The organism is Pseudoalteromonas sp. SG41-1 (genome assembly GCF_014164575.1).
In the GTDB taxonomy this organism is placed as follows: domain Bacteria; phylum Pseudomonadota; class Gammaproteobacteria; order Enterobacterales; family Alteromonadaceae; genus Pseudoalteromonas; species Pseudoalteromonas rhizosphaerae.
On the sequence record NZ_JACJFL010000044.1, the window covers coordinates 22,963 to 38,747 of the forward strand.

The 15,785-nt window shown below is 40.7% G+C and carries 15 protein-coding genes and 2 tRNA genes; 12 read left to right on the forward strand and 5 right to left on the reverse strand.

Translation table 11 applies throughout. The features are described from left to right. The first annotated feature begins 36 nt into the window (after window positions 1-36). The 8 genes from rlmH to lipA all read left to right on the forward strand — a co-directional run bounded on the left by rlmH (window position 37) and on the right by lipA (window position 7,611). The gene (gene rlmH, locus H5203_RS18310) at window positions 37-507 is read left to right on the forward strand and encodes a 23S rRNA (pseudouridine(1915)-N(3))-methyltransferase RlmH (RefSeq protein WP_145240546.1); all 471 of its coding nucleotides are present in this window, start codon (window positions 37-39) and stop codon (window positions 505-507) included. A gap of 9 nt (window positions 508-516) precedes the next feature. After that, window positions 517-2,385: a penicillin-binding protein 2 gene (mrdA, locus tag H5203_RS18315; RefSeq protein ID WP_145240545.1), complete on the forward strand. Its 1,869-nt coding sequence runs from the start codon at window positions 517-519 to the stop codon at window positions 2,383-2,385. Further along, window positions 2,382-3,488 carry a rod shape-determining protein RodA gene (rodA, locus tag H5203_RS18320; RefSeq protein ID WP_145240543.1) on the forward strand — a complete coding sequence of 369 codons (1,107 nt, stop codon included), beginning with the start codon at window positions 2,382-2,384 and terminating at the stop codon, window positions 3,486-3,488. Before mrdA ends, rodA begins: the two co-directional genes overlap by 4 nt. Then, window positions 3,488-4,261, forward strand: coding sequence for a septal ring lytic transglycosylase RlpA family protein (locus H5203_RS18325; RefSeq protein WP_145240541.1), 774 nt, complete (start codon window positions 3,488-3,490; stop codon window positions 4,259-4,261). The genes rodA and H5203_RS18325 overlap by 1 nt, the downstream gene beginning before the upstream one ends. 54 nt (window positions 4,262-4,315) lie before the next feature. Then, window positions 4,316-5,476: a serine hydrolase gene (locus H5203_RS18330; RefSeq protein ID WP_182820070.1), complete on the forward strand. Its 1,161-nt coding sequence runs from the start codon at window positions 4,316-4,318 to the stop codon at window positions 5,474-5,476. A gap of 221 nt (window positions 5,477-5,697) precedes the next feature. After that, entirely contained in the window at window positions 5,698-5,976 is a 279-nt protein-coding gene (gene ybeD, locus H5203_RS18335; RefSeq protein ID WP_145240537.1) for a DUF493 family protein YbeD, read from the forward strand. 19 nt (window positions 5,977-5,995) lie between these two features. Then, window positions 5,996-6,649 carry a lipoyl(octanoyl) transferase LipB gene (lipB, locus tag H5203_RS18340; RefSeq protein WP_145240535.1) on the forward strand — a complete coding sequence of 218 codons (654 nt, stop codon included), beginning with the start codon at window positions 5,996-5,998 and terminating at the stop codon, window positions 6,647-6,649. Further along, the gene (lipA, locus tag H5203_RS18345; RefSeq protein WP_145240533.1) at window positions 6,646-7,611 is read left to right on the forward strand and encodes a lipoyl synthase; all 966 of its coding nucleotides are present in this window, start codon (window positions 6,646-6,648) and stop codon (window positions 7,609-7,611) included. The genes lipB and lipA overlap by 4 nt, the downstream gene beginning before the upstream one ends. Before the next feature lie 1,049 nt (window positions 7,612-8,660). Here lipA and H5203_RS18355 read toward each other — a convergent pair. Both H5203_RS18355 and H5203_RS18360 read right to left on the reverse strand, forming a co-directional pair. Further along, window positions 8,661-10,325, reverse strand: coding sequence for an esterase-like activity of phytase family protein (locus H5203_RS18355; RefSeq protein WP_310736564.1), 1,665 nt, complete (start codon window positions 10,323-10,325; stop codon window positions 8,661-8,663). A gap of 187 nt (window positions 10,326-10,512) precedes the next feature. Continuing rightward, a complete protein-coding gene (locus H5203_RS18360; protein WP_220495326.1) occupies window positions 10,513-11,040 on the reverse strand; it encodes a YdcF family protein in 528 nt (175 codons plus the stop codon). A gap of 133 nt (window positions 11,041-11,173) precedes the next feature. On the opposite strand from H5203_RS18360, the gene H5203_RS18365 reads away from it, so the two are divergent. Then, complete coding sequence (locus H5203_RS18365) at window positions 11,174-11,413, forward strand: RNA-binding protein (RefSeq protein ID WP_145241401.1); 240 nt, start codon at window positions 11,174-11,176, stop codon at window positions 11,411-11,413. 233 nt (window positions 11,414-11,646) lie between these two features. After that, entirely contained in the window at window positions 11,647-13,266 is a 1,620-nt protein-coding gene (locus tag H5203_RS18370) for a M28 family metallopeptidase (RefSeq protein ID WP_182735576.1), read from the forward strand. Window positions 13,267-13,311: 45 nt separating this feature from the next. Here the strand turns inward: H5203_RS18370 and H5203_RS18375 are convergent, their stop codons facing one another. From H5203_RS18375 to H5203_RS18385, 3 genes are all read right to left on the reverse strand, one after another. Then, window positions 13,312-14,256, reverse strand: coding sequence for a general glycosylation pathway protein (locus H5203_RS18375; protein WP_145241406.1), 945 nt, complete (start codon window positions 14,254-14,256; stop codon window positions 13,312-13,314). A 206-nt stretch (window positions 14,257-14,462) separates the two neighbouring features. Next, window positions 14,463-14,765 (reverse strand): DUF6172 family protein, encoded by a 303-nt coding sequence (locus tag H5203_RS18380; protein WP_145241408.1) that lies wholly within the window; start codon window positions 14,763-14,765, stop codon window positions 14,463-14,465. A 159-nt stretch (window positions 14,766-14,924) separates the two neighbouring features. Then, on the reverse strand, window positions 14,925-15,446 hold the full coding sequence (locus tag H5203_RS18385; protein ID WP_149980741.1) for a VC2046/SO_2500 family protein: 522 nt from the start codon (window positions 15,444-15,446) through the stop codon (window positions 14,925-14,927). Between the two features lie 112 nt (window positions 15,447-15,558). On the opposite strand from H5203_RS18385, the gene H5203_RS18390 reads away from it, so the two are divergent. Beyond that, a tRNA-Tyr gene (locus H5203_RS18390) sits at window positions 15,559-15,643 on the forward strand. 48 nt (window positions 15,644-15,691) lie between these two features. Continuing rightward, window positions 15,692-15,776: transfer RNA gene (locus H5203_RS18395), tRNA-Tyr, on the forward strand. The last annotated feature ends 9 nt before the right edge of the window (window positions 15,777-15,785 follow it).

Here is a 15,785-nt window from a genome sequence, read left to right on the forward strand (position 1 = left end):
TTGCTCACTAATTTTACTAGAGCTTGGATGTAACACGTGAAAATACAGATGATTGCCGTTGGCACCAAAATGCCAGCGTGGGTAGAAACGGGTTTTGCACAATATCAGCGCCGCTTTCCAAAAGATATGGCGCTGGAGTTAATTGAAATTCCCGCAGGTAAACGTGGTAAAAATGCAGATATTAAACGTATTTTGCATATTGAAGGCGAAAAAACCTTAGCCGCTATCCCTAAAGGCAATCGTATTGTTACGCTTGAGGTAACAGGCAAAGCGCTTGATACTCACCAATTAGCAAAAGACATGGAGAAGTGGCAACTGGATGGCCGCGATGTAAGTTTGCTAATTGGCGGCCCTGAAGGCTTAGCACCAGAATGTATTGCTGCCTCAGAGCAAAAATGGTCATTATCAAATTTGACCCTACCACATCCATTGGTGCGTATTATTGTTGCTGAAAGTCTATATAGAGGCTGGAGCTTAAACAATAACCACCCGTATCATCGCGAGTAACATTTACTCATGCGCAAACACAGACCCACAATTAGAGACCACTCAGCAGAAGCTAACCTATTTGCTCGTCGCGCCTTTGTGGGGTTTGTATTTGTTACTATTTTAGTCGCGGTTTTACTTTCCAATTTATATACCATTCAAGTTGATGATCACCAAGATTATCAAACACGTTCTAACGACAATCGCATTAAAGTTATTCCTATTGCTCCTAACCGAGGCCTTATTTATGACCGCAATGGTGTGTTGCTTGCTGAAAATAAACCGGTTTATAATTTAGAAGTCATTCCTGAAGAAGTTGACGATCTTGATGCATCACTGTCAGCACTGACACAATTTATTGATATCTCAGAGCAACAAAAAAACGATTTTCTTGATGATATAAAGCATAACCGTCGCTTTAAGAGCCAAGTATTAAAAGCACGTTTAAACGAACAAGAAGTAGCGCGCTTTTCAGTTAATCAGTATAAATTCCCTGGGTTTAGTATCGAAGCACGTTTGGCACGCTACTACCCGTTTGCAGACACCCTAACTCATGCGTTAGGTTACGTCGCTAAACTCAATAAAAAAGAACTGGCTCAGCTCGAATCACAAGAGCAAGGTACTAATTACCGTGCAACCCATGATATTGGTAAACTCGGTATTGAGAAATATTATGAACAACTGCTGCATGGCCAAGTAGGCTCGCAGCGGGTTGAAGTCAATAATCGTGGTCGTGTCATTCGAACCTTAAGCATGACTCCTCCGCAACCAGGTAATGATTTAGTGCTCACCCTTGATGTTGGCTTGCAGCAGATTGCCCAACATGCACTTAAAGATATGCGTGGCGCTGTAGTCGTCATGGACGCTAAAGACGGTGGCGTGTTAGCGCTGTATTCTAATCCCAGTTATGATCCGAACTTATTTGTTCACGGTATTAGCAGTAAAAACTATAAAGCCCTATTAAACCCTGACCGACCTCTTATAAATAGAACCACACAAGGACGTTATGCACCAGCATCGACGGTAAAACCTCACATGGCAGTTCTTGCTCTTGAAGAAGGTCTCGTTACCGAGCAAACGTCAATGTGGGATCCTGGCTTCTTTCAAATTCCGAATGTTGATCATAAATGGCGAGATTGGAAACGTTGGGGCCATGGTCATGTTGATGTTTACAAAGCCATTGAAGAGTCGTGCGATACCTACTTTTATGATGTCTCTTATCGATTAGGGATCACAAAAATCAGTGATTTTATGGCACAGTTTGGCTACGGTGATTTAACCGGCATTGATATTCATGAAGAAACCACGGCTATTTTGCCCTCAAAAGAATGGAAAGAAGGCCGTTTTAAAGAATCATGGTGGCGTGGCGATACAATCTCAGTTGGCATTGGCCAAGGTTATTGGACCGCAACCCCCCTACAAATCGCAAACGCGATGAATATATTAGTGAACCGTGGAATTAACCACCCACCACACTTAGTACAAGTTGTGAAAAAAGACGATGAAGTTACACAAATCAATAATGAAGAAAAACCCCCGATTTTTTTAAAAGAACCTCACCATTGGCAAATCGCTTTAGATGCTATGCACAACACAGTACAAAAAGCCTCTGGTACCGCTCACAAAGCATTTAAAGGAACAAATTACGATTCAGCAGGTAAAACAGGCACCGCACAAATAGTCAGTATTGCTCAAGGTGAACGCTACGATGCAAAATCCCTCAAAGAGCGTCAACGTGATAACACTATCTATGTAGGCTTTGCACCTTATGAGGATCCCAGAATCGTTGTTTCTGTTGTTCTAGAAAACAATCATGGCGGTGTGCAAATTGCTCGCCAACTAATGGATTACTACTTTGCTGCAAATCCCGTTAATCTTGCCAGGAATAACACACCATGACTACTCTACATGATGGTCGTTCAATCTGGGTGCGTATGCATCTTGACTTGCCGCTACTACTGGCATTGCTATTAATGATGGCAGGCAGTGTAACCGTTGTTTATAGCGCCAGTGGTCAAGACCCGGCAATGATGATCCGCCATATTACCAGGATGGGCGGCGCAATTTTAGGCATGCTTATTTTGGCGCAATTTTCACCAGCGACCTTAAAGCGTTTAGTTATTCCTTTATATTGTGCTGGATTACTGATGCTAGTTGCGGTGCTGTTATTTGGCGTCAGCTCCAAAGGCGCTCAGCGCTGGTTAGATTTAGGTATTACCCGTTTTCAACCTGCTGAATTAATGAAAATAGCCGTGCCTATGATGGTGGCTTGGTATATTGGCCGTAATCATTTACCGCCTAGAGCACTACACTTAGTTGTTGGTTTTACCATTGTTATGGTTCCCACACTCCTGATCAAAGAGCAGCCCGACTTAGGCACATCTATCTTAATCGCCAGTTCAGGGATATTTGTATTATTTTTGTCTGGTCTAAGCTGGCGATTAATCGGCTTTTTGAGCGCTTTGGTTGCTTTAGCTGCGTGGCCTTTTTGGCATTACGGTATGCATGACTATCAAAAACAGCGGGTACTAACTTTGTTCAATCCAGAAAGCGATCCTCTTGGCTCTGGTTACCATATTATTCAATCAAAAATAGCAATTGGCTCCGGTGGTATTGAAGGTAAAGGTTGGTTGCAAGGCACCCAATCACAATTAGAATTTTTACCCGAACGCCATACTGATTTTATCTTCTCTGTACTTAGTGAGGAGTTTGGTCTTTTTGGTGTATGTGTTTTATTATGCATGTATCTATTCATCATTGGTCGCGGTTTATATATCGCGGTTAATGCCCAAGATGCATTTGGTAAATTACTGGCAGGTGCACTGACCCTGACTTTTTTTGTTTATGTATTTGTAAATATTGGCATGGTATCAGGGTTACTGCCTGTAGTGGGTGTACCATTGCCATTAATAAGTTATGGCGGTACATCGATGGTTACCTTAATGGCTGGATTTGGCATTATTATGTCTATCGCAACTGATAAAAGGATGCTATTAAAGTAATGCGTTACTGTCTAAAGTTGTTCAGTTGTTCATGGTTAATGATTGTTTTAAGCGCTTGTAGTTCCTCAGGCATAAATCACAGTGACCGGTATAGTATGCGCCATGATTCTGCACCACTTCGCGCGCCAACTGAATTAGAAATGCAAGATGCCATAGTCACTAAAGTTACCAAAAGTGCCAGTGCTGGCCGCGCTTACACCGTTAATGGCAAAAACTATACTCCGATGCTGGATGAAACTGGCTATAGCGAAGAAGGTATCGCCTCATGGTATGGGCGCAAATTTCATGGTTACCACACCTCAAATGGCGAAATATATGATATGTTCGCGATGACTGCCGCTCATAAAACGTTACCCTTACCAAGCTTTGTAAAAGTAACCAACACCAGTAATGGCAAGTCTGTGATTGTCCGTGTAAATGATCGTGGCCCATTTCATGATGACCGCTTAATCGATTTATCCTATGCAGCAGCGTATAAACTTGGTTACTATCATCATGGTACAGCCAAGGTTAAGCTTGAGGCTATCACAATGCCTGATTCGACCGCGCGTTTGAGTTATATTCAAGTCGCTGCAGGCAGTACCTTAGAAAATATTGAAGCATTAGCGTACACCCTACGCCAGCAATATCAATTACCCACTAATATTGTGGAAAAAGATGCTATTTATAGGCTGCGTTTAGGGCCAATTAAAAATGCTGAGCAAGCTCAGCAAGTACTTGAAAAATTAAAACAGGATCAATTTCAAAACGCGTTCTTGCTTTATAGTGAATAACACCTTTAGAATGAGGTAAACGCGAATCTTTAACTTTAACCATTAATGAGTATGATGAAATCTATTAAATCCAAAATTATTAGCGGTGTGTGTAGCGTTGTTTGCTCTGCTGCCGTTTTTTCTGCGACCGCCCAAATCATCCCAGCCCCACCTCAAGTTAATGCAAAAGGTTATTTTCTTGTTGATTTTACTACAGGTAAAATTATAGCTGAAGGTGAACCTGATACTCGCCTAGCACCTGCCAGTTTAACTAAAATGATGACCAGCTATGTCATTGGTACCGAAATCAAAGCGGGTAACATTGCCCCAACCGATATGGTCACAGTGAGCGAAAAAGCGTGGGCTAAAAACTTTCCTGAATCATCAAAAATGTTTATCGAAGTCGGTAAGCAGGTCACTGTCGATGATTTAAACCACGGTATAATTATTCAATCAGGTAATGATGCCTGTGTGGCTATGGCAGAACATATTGCCGGTAGCGAAAGCGCATTTGCAGACTTAATGAATGCCCATGCTGAGAAATTAGGTATGAGTAACAGCCACTTCATTAACAGCCATGGCTTAGATACCAACGAACACTTCACAACCCCTCGAGATATGGCCACCTTAGGTGCAGCACTTATTCGTGATGTGCCTGACGAGTATGCAGTTTACGCACAAAAATCATTTACTTTTAACGGCATTAAGCAATACAACCGTAACTCACTGTTATGGGATGAAAGCTTAAACGTTGATGGTATAAAAACCGGTCATACATCGGAAGCCGGTTACAGCTTAGTAAGTTCAGCGACTAAAGATGATATGCGTTTAATCGCCGTGGTTATGGGTACTTCGAGTGAACGTGCACGTAAAGTAGAAAGTAAAAAATTACTTAACTATGGTTTTCGTCTTTTTGAAACAATCACACCTTACAAAGCCGGCGACAGTTTTGCCGAGCAACGTATTTGGATGGGTAACAAAGAAAATGTATCGTTAGGCATTTTAGTTGATACGCCGATCACTATTCCGCGTGGCCAACGTAAAAATTTAAAAGCCGACTTTAAACTTGATAAAGTTTTAGAGGCGCCATTAGCGAAAGGCTCTACCGTAGGTACTTTATCTTTACAACTTGAAGGCGAAGTAATTGCTCAGTATCCTCTGGTAACGCTTGAAGAAGTTGAAGAAGGTAGCTTCTTTAGTAAAATTTATGATTACCTACGTTTACAAATAATGTAAAACGCTACCAAATAATATAAGCGCCTTGCAAAGCAAGGCGTTTTTTTTTGCTTTAAAGATGGTAGAATGCGCCCCATATCTAACCCGCAAATAACCAGAATACCAATTGTCTTACGTAAGCGATTAATTCAATTGCTATAAAGGTCGAGAACAGGTTATCTAATCGGTTTATTGTTTAGTAAAATAGTACTAAACGCACATAAGTATGAGGAGTCAACGTCGTGGCTACACCGGTAAAAAATACTAAATTTGATGAATATTTAGAATACCCTTGCCCTTTTACATTTAGAGTAATGGGGTTGGCAAACGTCAACTTAACTGACCAAATTCTAACTAAGTTACAACCTATTGCCCCTGGCGATTACGCGCCAAAAGTTAAACCTAGCAGCAAAGGTAATTATGAGTCAGTTAGCTTAGTCGTTACCGTGACCAGCGGCACTCATATTGAAGAAATTTATAACGTGATAAGTGCGATTGATGACGTACGACACATGCTTTAAACGCTAAGCGGAGTAAGCTGTGAGCGAAAATACCTTAATCGTCCGTCAACTTGGTAAACAGCGTTACATGCCAATTTGGCAACAAATGCAAAACTATACTGATGTTCGAACTGAGCATGATGCGGATGAAATATGGCTCGTTGAACATGAGCCAGTATTCACGCAAGGCCAAGCAGGTAAAGATGAACACCTACTTGCCCCTGGCGACATAGAAGTGATCAAGGTTGACCGAGGTGGTCAAGTAACCTATCACGGACCGGGCCAGCAAATGATGTACGTATTATTTAACTTACGTCGCTTGAAAATTGGCGTACGAGAATTGGTCACATGGCTTGAAGAGTGTATTATCGATACACTCAATGATTACGGTATTAAAGCCTACGCAAAAGCAGATGCCCCAGGGGTTTATGTTAACGATAGCAAAATAGCATCATTAGGACTTCGTGTTCGCCGTGGCTGCTCTTTTCATGGTCTAGCATTGAATGTAAACATGGACATGAGTCCGTTTTTACGTATCAACCCATGTGGTTACGCCGGTATGAACATGGTGCAAACAACCGACTTGAACGGCCCAGAAAACCTTGCGCAAGCAGGTGCTGGTCTCGTAAAACATATGATTAAAAAACTTAATGCGACACAGGTTAAGTATACTGAAGGGTTTGAAAACGAATGAATAAACCAGTCAAGATGGAACCAGGGGTAAAACTACGCGACGCTGAAAAAATGGCGTTGATCCCAGTAAAAGTATTACCCACTGAAAAAAACGAAATGTTACGCAAGCCAGAGTGGCTAAAAATTCGCTTACCTAAATCAACCGAGCGGATCGACGGCATTAAACAAGCCATGCGTAAGCACGGACTGCATTCAGTGTGTGAAGAAGCCTCTTGCCCTAACTTATCAGAATGCTTTAATCACGGTACAGCAACTTTTATGATTTTAGGCGCAATTTGTACTCGTCGTTGCCCATTTTGTGATGTTGCCCATGGCCGTCCGTTAACACCAGACGCCGCAGAGCCTGAAAAGTTGGCTCTTACTATTCGCGATATGAAGTTAAGCTATGTGGTGATCACCTCTGTGGATCGTGATGATTTACGTGATGGCGGCGCACAACATTTTGCTGATTGTATTCGTGAAATTCGCAAGTATAACCCAAAAATCACCATCGAAATTTTAGTGCCTGATTTTCGTGGTCGCATGGACCGAGCGCTTGAAATCTTAATAGAAACGCCACCAGATGTATTCAATCATAACCTTGAAACTGCACCGCGTTTATATAAACTTGCGCGCCCAGGTGCTGACTACAAATGGTCATTAGAATTACTGCGTCGCTTTAAAGAAGCACACCCTGAAGTGAAAACTAAATCAGGCCTAATGGTTGGTCTTGGCGAAGAAATTAGCGAAATCGAAGAAGTACTGCGTGATTTACGCGCGCATAATGTCGATATGCTAACGGTTGGCCAATACCTACAGCCATCAAAGCATCACTTACCTGTAAAACGCTACGTGCCACCAGCAGAGTTTGACGCGCTTAAAGAGTACGCTGATGAAATTGGCTTTACTCATGCCGCATCAGGTCCATTTGTTCGTTCAAGCTACCATGCTGATCAACAAGCTGCGGGTAAAGAAGTGAAGTAATCATTTTTACAGAATTGAAAAAGCCGTTAGTAATGGATTAAATCACTAACGGCTTTTTGTTTTCTTAATCACGTGCAATTTATATCGATACCGACACTCATCTCGCATGTCTTTAATTACTAAAGCTAGGATTATATTGATAAACGGCTTGTGATTTAGTCAGCCCCCCCTGTGAGGTTCCAACTACTTAAACTATTCATACCATCGAACGCAATCAAAGCTCGTTGCACTACTTTTTGCGTATAATTAGCCATGAAGTCTTCATATTTAAACGATGGCTGCGCGATGATTAGCTGTTGACCAGCCGAGGGAATACCGCTGTACCATAGTGTTACACTGACTTGTGCATCAATTGATGCCTAAGTCAATTTGTGCTCCTTTATAAACACGCTCGTAAATAGTTAAGTTGCCGACTTGTGCCAGCATCAAATTATCATTAAAACTAAACTCTAATTCAAAGCCAGAGTCATGCGTATTTATATCTTTAAAGCCATTGATTTTACGAGTATTTGGTGCTTTAGTTGAATGACTATAAACTACTTGGTAATCAGAATTGGTTATTCCTCAGTCAGCCTCTAGCTTAGTCTTGGTGCCGTTAGTCGCTGATGATAAATCTTCGAAATTAGCGGTATAGCGATCCCGACTGCGAAATTTCAATGTCACTTCTGAATTACCATTTTCGATTCGTTCACGAAACGAATAACCTAAATTTTGCAGCTGACAGCTACCTAGAGTATCGAAAAACTTAACTGTACGGTTCTTATCAAGTGATAATGAGCCATTTACATCGTAAGATTGCCGTCTCTACTATGGCTTTAAATGCACTAAAATAACTGTCTACGTTAGCCGACTCATTACTATAAGTGAGTTTGCTAGGCTCGAGTAAACCCTTATACTATCGAGAAATCACATCAGGATTATCGGCACTAACAGCGCTACAAATTAATAATAATGACAAACCACTGACAAATTCGCTTTTATGTTTCATCACTAACCTTTATAAATTGTAATAAAAAAAGCCGACGTGAATCGGCTTGAATTCATTATGATTATTGAATAGGTGATAAATCCAGACCATCAACTATATACAAGGTATTACCATCAACGACAGTATTATTAGTATCTAAATACTTTTGCCCTAACGGCCCTCCAATAGTGGCTTCAGACCAAGTAGCAAAGTCATCATCATTAATCACCCCCAAACGCGTATTATCGATAAGCCATAAACCTTCCATCTTGTCATGTGGGTAAGAAACTTCGTTAACCATATCAACAACTGGCGATGTGCTTTTTGTCACTGGTAAGATATTCTTTGCAGCTAGTTCAGCCCAACCTGCATCATAATCAACTGCATCATTTATAACTTGCTCTATTGTTTTACCTGCAATGATTAAACCTAAATTGCTATTTTGTTCAATATCCCCCATTGCTGCAACTGCTTCTAAATCGGTCGCACCGCTGATATCAATCTTATAAACATGCTTTTGTGCTGTCTCATCACCTTTGTTATAAAAAGCACCGTCACGTTCAAGTACTAAGAAGCTCGTGTTGCTAAGCGCTTTAATTGCTGAGTTAGAATTCGACCCTTTAACCTGTCGATACAAATATTGCGAAATATTGCCAGTTTCTAAATCAACAGTGACAATACGAGTTAAATCTGTACGGTTTTTACTCGGATTATCCAAGCTTGATTGCATAATGCCGACTAATGTTTTCTGATCAGGTGTGATCGCTAACCCCTCCATACCACGGTTAGCCCATCGATTAGCAAACTCTGCTGGTAAGTTAATCTTCAAACCGTAATCAGTATTAATAGCATCTGTACGTATGTCTGCGGTAAATGCATTAATACGGCCAATTTCTTTACCGTTAGCATCATAATGCACCATGTGTGGACCATACTCATCGCTAACCCAGAAAGTACCATCTTTTAAAGCAGCTAAACCTTCGGCATCCAAACCATAATCATCATAAACTGCAGGGTTAGTAACTTCGTCATACGGCTGCGTCATATCTGCGCGAATAACTTCGCCATCAGTCGTATACGGTACTTCACCTGTTCCACCTAATGCAGCTGAATTTGGTAGGCCACTAATATTGTTACCATCACGATCTTTGAGCAAAATATCTTTAATCTTAGCGATATCACCCGTTGACTGAACTGCAAATAAACCAATACGCGGCGTGTAGTCAGGTGTTGGGAACTTCTTACCATTACCGTGAGGTGCGCCCTCTTGAGAGGTTCGATAATTAGAATTAGGACCACGATCAGTTAAAGCATAAAATTGTGTCGTATTCATCGGGTGACCATCCATATCAGAGCCGTAACCACCATTGCGTACCTCAAAAGTAGATCCTGGGTAATAATAATTTTCTAGTTCGTTGCGCATTACGGTATAAGATAGACGCTCACCGGTACTCCCAAAATTATCAGGGTTACAAAGAAAGGACGTACTTGTAACCTCTGTTGTGGCTAAAGCACCATTGCGGTCGGCATCCAAACCCGAATCAATTTTTATGCCGCCCATCCAACAGTTGCTATCGCCCATATTCAACTCTGTTTGCATAACTAAGCTGTTTAATCCAACAGCACCGTCTATACCGCCATTACCATTCGTGCCATCTGTCCCATTAGCACCGTCTTTACCATCACTACATGCGCCTAGTAATACTGTTACTAAAACGAACGATAGGTTTAGTTTAAATTTTTTCACAACAACTCCATTTATACTTTTTATAATTAGAGTGGTCATAGTAAGCAGTAAAAATGACAGCAATTAATGCCTAATAATTACTAACTTGAACTTTCAATGAAACTTGCATGACAAATTCATAGTTGATTATGAATAAACATCAAATAAAGAGGCTCTTCAATCGATTACAAGTAACTAACGGACTTATTTAAGCGCTGAGCAGCTTAAGCACATTCGCTTCCTCACGCTGCATTGCCTGACGTTCATGGGCATACAACTGCGCTAATTTAATCTCTGACAATGGCGTTTTAGCACTTACCAGAGTTAGCTCTAAATTAGGCTGCACATGACTAAATACATAATGAACTCGCGCAATATGAAATTCTGAACTGACTAAAATGGCCGCGGTTATATGTTCCGCTATAAGTATTGGCTTAGTGAGTAACGCATCCTCAAAGGTAAAGCGGCTTAGTGCCACCGGTAAAAAAGCAGATTCGGGTATGCCAAGTTCAATTAAGTAACTTTTAGTATATTCACCATGGGCGTGGTTAGTGGTATTAAAATGTGCGCCAAACCCGCCAGTGCACAATACCTTAACAGAGGGGTTTGCTTGGTATATTTGATAAGCTCGCTGACAACGGCTTTTTGCTATTACTGATAAACTACCATCGTTGTTATTTGGCCCACCTAAAACAATCAGTGCCGTTTTAATTTCGCTATTCGTCGCTGCTCTCATTACGCGATTCTCAATTGTTTTTTATTCTTTGGCTATCAGCTTAAAACTATTTTTGCGGTTTGCAATTAATCATTAGGTCAAACGGCTTTTCCTTGAGACAATCCACACTGTTATTTTTAAAACATGGTTCTTTATGAAACTATTAGTTAGAAACTTATCACGTACTATCACTGAACATGAGATCCGCGTACTTTTTACTGAACACGGTAAAGTAGCCGATTGTAATTTAGTACTAGATAAAGAAACCGGCCAATCGAAAGGCTTTGCCTTTGTAGAAATGCCAAACGATGCAGAAGCTGCTGTAGCAATAAAAGCATTGAATCAAAGTACTGTTGATAAAAGCAAGATCCGCGTAAAGAAAGCTGACGCTTAAACGTGTTATTTTGTTGCAAAAGGCCAGCACTCTTCGCTGGCTTTTAGCTTTTCCCCACACAACTTCTGCGCCAGTCCCTTTCACCCAACGAAATTTAATTCAATCACTAAATCATAGTACCCAAAATCAACTAATTGTATTTTATAAAAATATCTGCGCTTCATGGCAAAAAACTAGACAGCAAAACCGACACCCCATATAGTCACAGTATGTATCCTTAAAAACCTGCAATTATGTCTCCTCTTTTTAAATCACTCAGTATAACTCTATTATTGGGCTTAACTGGCTGTTCAGAGCCTACTCAAGAACAGGCAACGCTTGACAATACAACCAGTGTAAATTTAAGCAATATTAAACAACATATTAAAACCCTTGCCTCAGACGAATTTGAAGGACGCGGTCCATTAACGCGCGGTGAAGTAAAAACTGTGGGTTACTTAAGTGACCAATACCAAGCGCTTGGATTAACTGGCGCATATAATAATAAGTTTTTACAGCCGGTAAAAATGGCGATGGTAACCGCTGATCAAAACATGCAATTAAAAATTGGCGACTTGAGCTTTACCGCTGGAAAAGATTTTACGGCGCGAACGAAACAATTACAGCCACTTATTGATGTTCGTAATTCAGAGGTAGTATTTGTTGGTTATGGCATTAATGCGCCCGAGTATAATTGGAATGATTATAAAAATATTGATGTAACGGGTAAAACGGTTGTTGTGTTAGTAAATGATCCTGGGTTTGCTACGCAAAACGATGCGCTATTTACCGGCAACGCCATGACCTACTACGGTCGCTGGACTTACAAATACGAAGAAGCCGCTCGCCAAGGCGCAGCCGCAGTATTTATTGTGCACGAAACAGCGCCAGCTGCATATCCTTGGGGCGTAGTTGAAAGCTCAAATACAGGCACAAAATATACCTTGATGGATAACAACCTAAACGCATCAGAACTACCGGTAATGGGTTGGCTAACACTCGATGCAACCGAGCAGCTATTTAAATCAGCAAACTTGAGCTATCAACAATTAAAGCAACAAGCACTTAACGACGACTTTAAAGCTACTGCGCTTAATTTAACAGCAAACCTTGCATTTAAAAACGAAGTGTCACACGCTAAATCACACAATGTTGTTGCGCAATTAACGGGCAGTGAAGCGCCTGATGAATATATTGTGGTCAGCGCACATTGGGACCATTTTGGCACTAAGCAAACTGATAGCGGGCCAAAAATTTATAATGGTGCAGTTGATAATGCCTCAGGCAGTGCTGCCACAATTGAAATCGCTCGTATATTAAGTAACATGCATAAACAAAAACCGTTTAAGCGCTCGATTATTTTTGCAAACTTTACCGCCGAAGAAACAGGGTTAATTGGCTCAGAGCAATTTGCCAGTGGCGAACTTATCCCTACCAAGCAGATGGTCGCTCTGTTAAATATTGATGGTATGAATGTGCTAGATGGCACCGATTACATACTGCAATACGGCAAAGGCTTATCACAAATGGAAGACTACCTTAGCAAAGCCGCAAGCAAACAAGGCCGTCATGTAAAAATGGATCCCGTGCCACAAAACGGCCTATTCTTCCGATCAGATCACTTCTCACTAGCTAAACAAGGCGTACCTGGTTTACTGTTTATGAGTTTAGGTGATACAGATCCAGATTATATTGCTCATAAATACCATAAAGAAGCTGATGATTACTCTGCTCAGTGGTCATTAGGTGGTGTAAAACAAGACATCGAGTTAATTGTTGATATCGCATCACAATTGGCAAACAACGGTGATTGGCCAAAATGGCAAGCCGATTCAGATTTTAAAACTCGTCGCGCCCAAGACCGCGCAGAATAAATTAAGTTGAGTTGGGGTAGGCATTCATCGCCTACCCCATTTTTATTAATGCCCTTTCTTATTGCGTTGTGCGCTCAATAATAAGGTTTCGGCTTTTGCCCCTAAATACACATAAATAGCCAACGCAATCAATAGCCCTACAACCGCCAACATCATATAAATTGCCGGTAATAAATACTGCGACTGCCCCAGCGCTGCCTTAAACATCGTTAATAACGCTTCAATAGACACTGCAATTAAAATAGTTGAAATAAACCGTGTGATAGTGCGCCGCGTTGAACTGTGCCTAAAGATATCTTTATGCATTAAAATTTCTTCTTCGAGAATCGTTTTACCTAAATCAAATATTGCTAACGCGAGGGTGATAAAAATGATGATCGTAAACGGTTCGAGCGGATCATTTTCTATAGAGCGGACAAACAGTAAGCTATAAATATCACCAAACACCCTACCAAGTAAAAATAACACTAAGATAAATAAGCAACTGACAATAATGCCATAACCCGCTTTAAAAAATGGCGTCATCGTGGCGCGAGTACGATCCCCCATAATAAATTCGATTAATTGCGTTAGACATACATCAATCACTAAATAGCGATTTTCGCCATATGAAGCATGTAACGATTTTATTGCTGAAATACATAAGTGATTGGTCGCGATCGAAATATAGGGCGGCGTAAAACGAGTATGTTGCTGTTGTTGGATACCTTGAAAATACGGCCGTTCACTCAAATCCTGTGAATCGCCACGATTATTTAAGGTTTTCATATACTGACGTTTAAAGCAGACATTGTTACCTAGCTGCACGCCATTTTTATCTAAACAGTATTGTAATTCTAAAAATGGGTATTGAGCGATTAAATAACGATTATCTTGTTGTTTTTTAACACCGTCTTCTAAGCTTGCTAGCACTGAGTCAAGTAAGTCGTGGATCACGGTTTGATATTCTTGGTAACGTTCGACGCTACTGATATAACTCATTCTTGCCATGTGTTTGCTCCTAACTGCATAATTAAAAGTAATAGCAATTACAGAACCAACTTTACAAAAACTTATAAATCAATTAGTTGCATTATTTAAATAAAATAAAAAATCTATTTCGCACCAACCAGGTGCAAAATAAACTGCTGGACTTACTTTTTTGCAAGCATAAAAAATGGGCTACTTAGCCCATTCTTTCATTAAATCAATTACTTTTAAATTTCATCATCAGAGTCTTGCACTTGACGTTGTGCAGCTCTAGCAATGATTTCAACATAAAACGACTCTAAGCCTTGTTTTTCAATTTCGCTGATTGAGTTGCTAATTTCAGCAACGTGCACCACTTGGGCATCTTCAGCTGTGTTACCAAATTTACAATCAAATGCCCAGTAATCAGCATCAATTGGCAACGTTTTGTTACGCTCTCTTTTCAAATACTTTTTTACTTCATGCTTTGCAGCATCTACCATGCGAGGGTATTTGATTTTCTCGTGATTCAGCGTGAATGTTTTCTTCATTACGTTCCTAATTACCTTGATTTAATGATGATGGCAATAATACCAAGTAAATTGGAAATGCCATTTGGGGTCATTATAGCAATTGCATTTAGTTTGTGGATGCTTTTTTTACACTAAAATAAATAAAATATTTTTACCGATAATTATTACAGCTTAATATCACGCTTGGGCAAGGTGTAAGGGTTGATGAAGATCTGCATTATTAAGGCTATCGTAAAATGCAGCCGCATCCATTTGCGGATGATCCAGCTGTGTTTCTTTATCTAAATGACGCTTTCGCACGACTAGTTCGCAATTATCAATCACCATTAGTGGAATATGGTTTTTATCATCTCTGATCACTAATGGTTCCGGCGCAAGGCACGAACGTAAACGAATATCTGCCATGCTGCCTTGTTGTAATAGCTGTGCATTATGTTGGCCAATGAGCATATCAAATTCATCTGGAGCCAATGCTTGCTCAGGCCCTGCCCCTAATTGTTCACGTAATTGCGCTTCATTTGGTGTTGAAGCATGTGCATCAAATGGGGTTTTAGGGAGATGAAATTGACTAAAATCTAACACGTCATGAGAAAGCATTGCCAATAATAATGCAAACTCGCCACGACGGTGTTCTGAGACACTTTTGGCAAGACGATTGTTAAGTTGACTCTCTGTGATTAACAAATCATCGATTTGCATAGACTTTAGCCGATTGCAGTTAGTAATAGATATTTATCGGCTTTATTTAATATTTCTTTAGCTTTTTTCTTTACTTAAATGCTCACTTTGCTATTATCAGCGCCGTTGCATTGGAGGGGTTCCCGAGCGGCCAAAGGGATCAGACTGTAAATCTGACGGCTCAGCCTTCGCTGGTTCGAATCCAGCTCCCTCCACCACTTTTCTTACCGCTAAGTTAAGTGGGCCAAATGCGACAAAATTAGTGTGGAGGGGTTCCCGAGCGGCCAAAGGGATCAGACTGTAAATCTGACGGCTCAGCCTTCGCTGGTTCGAATCCAGCTCCCTCCACCACTTTTCTTA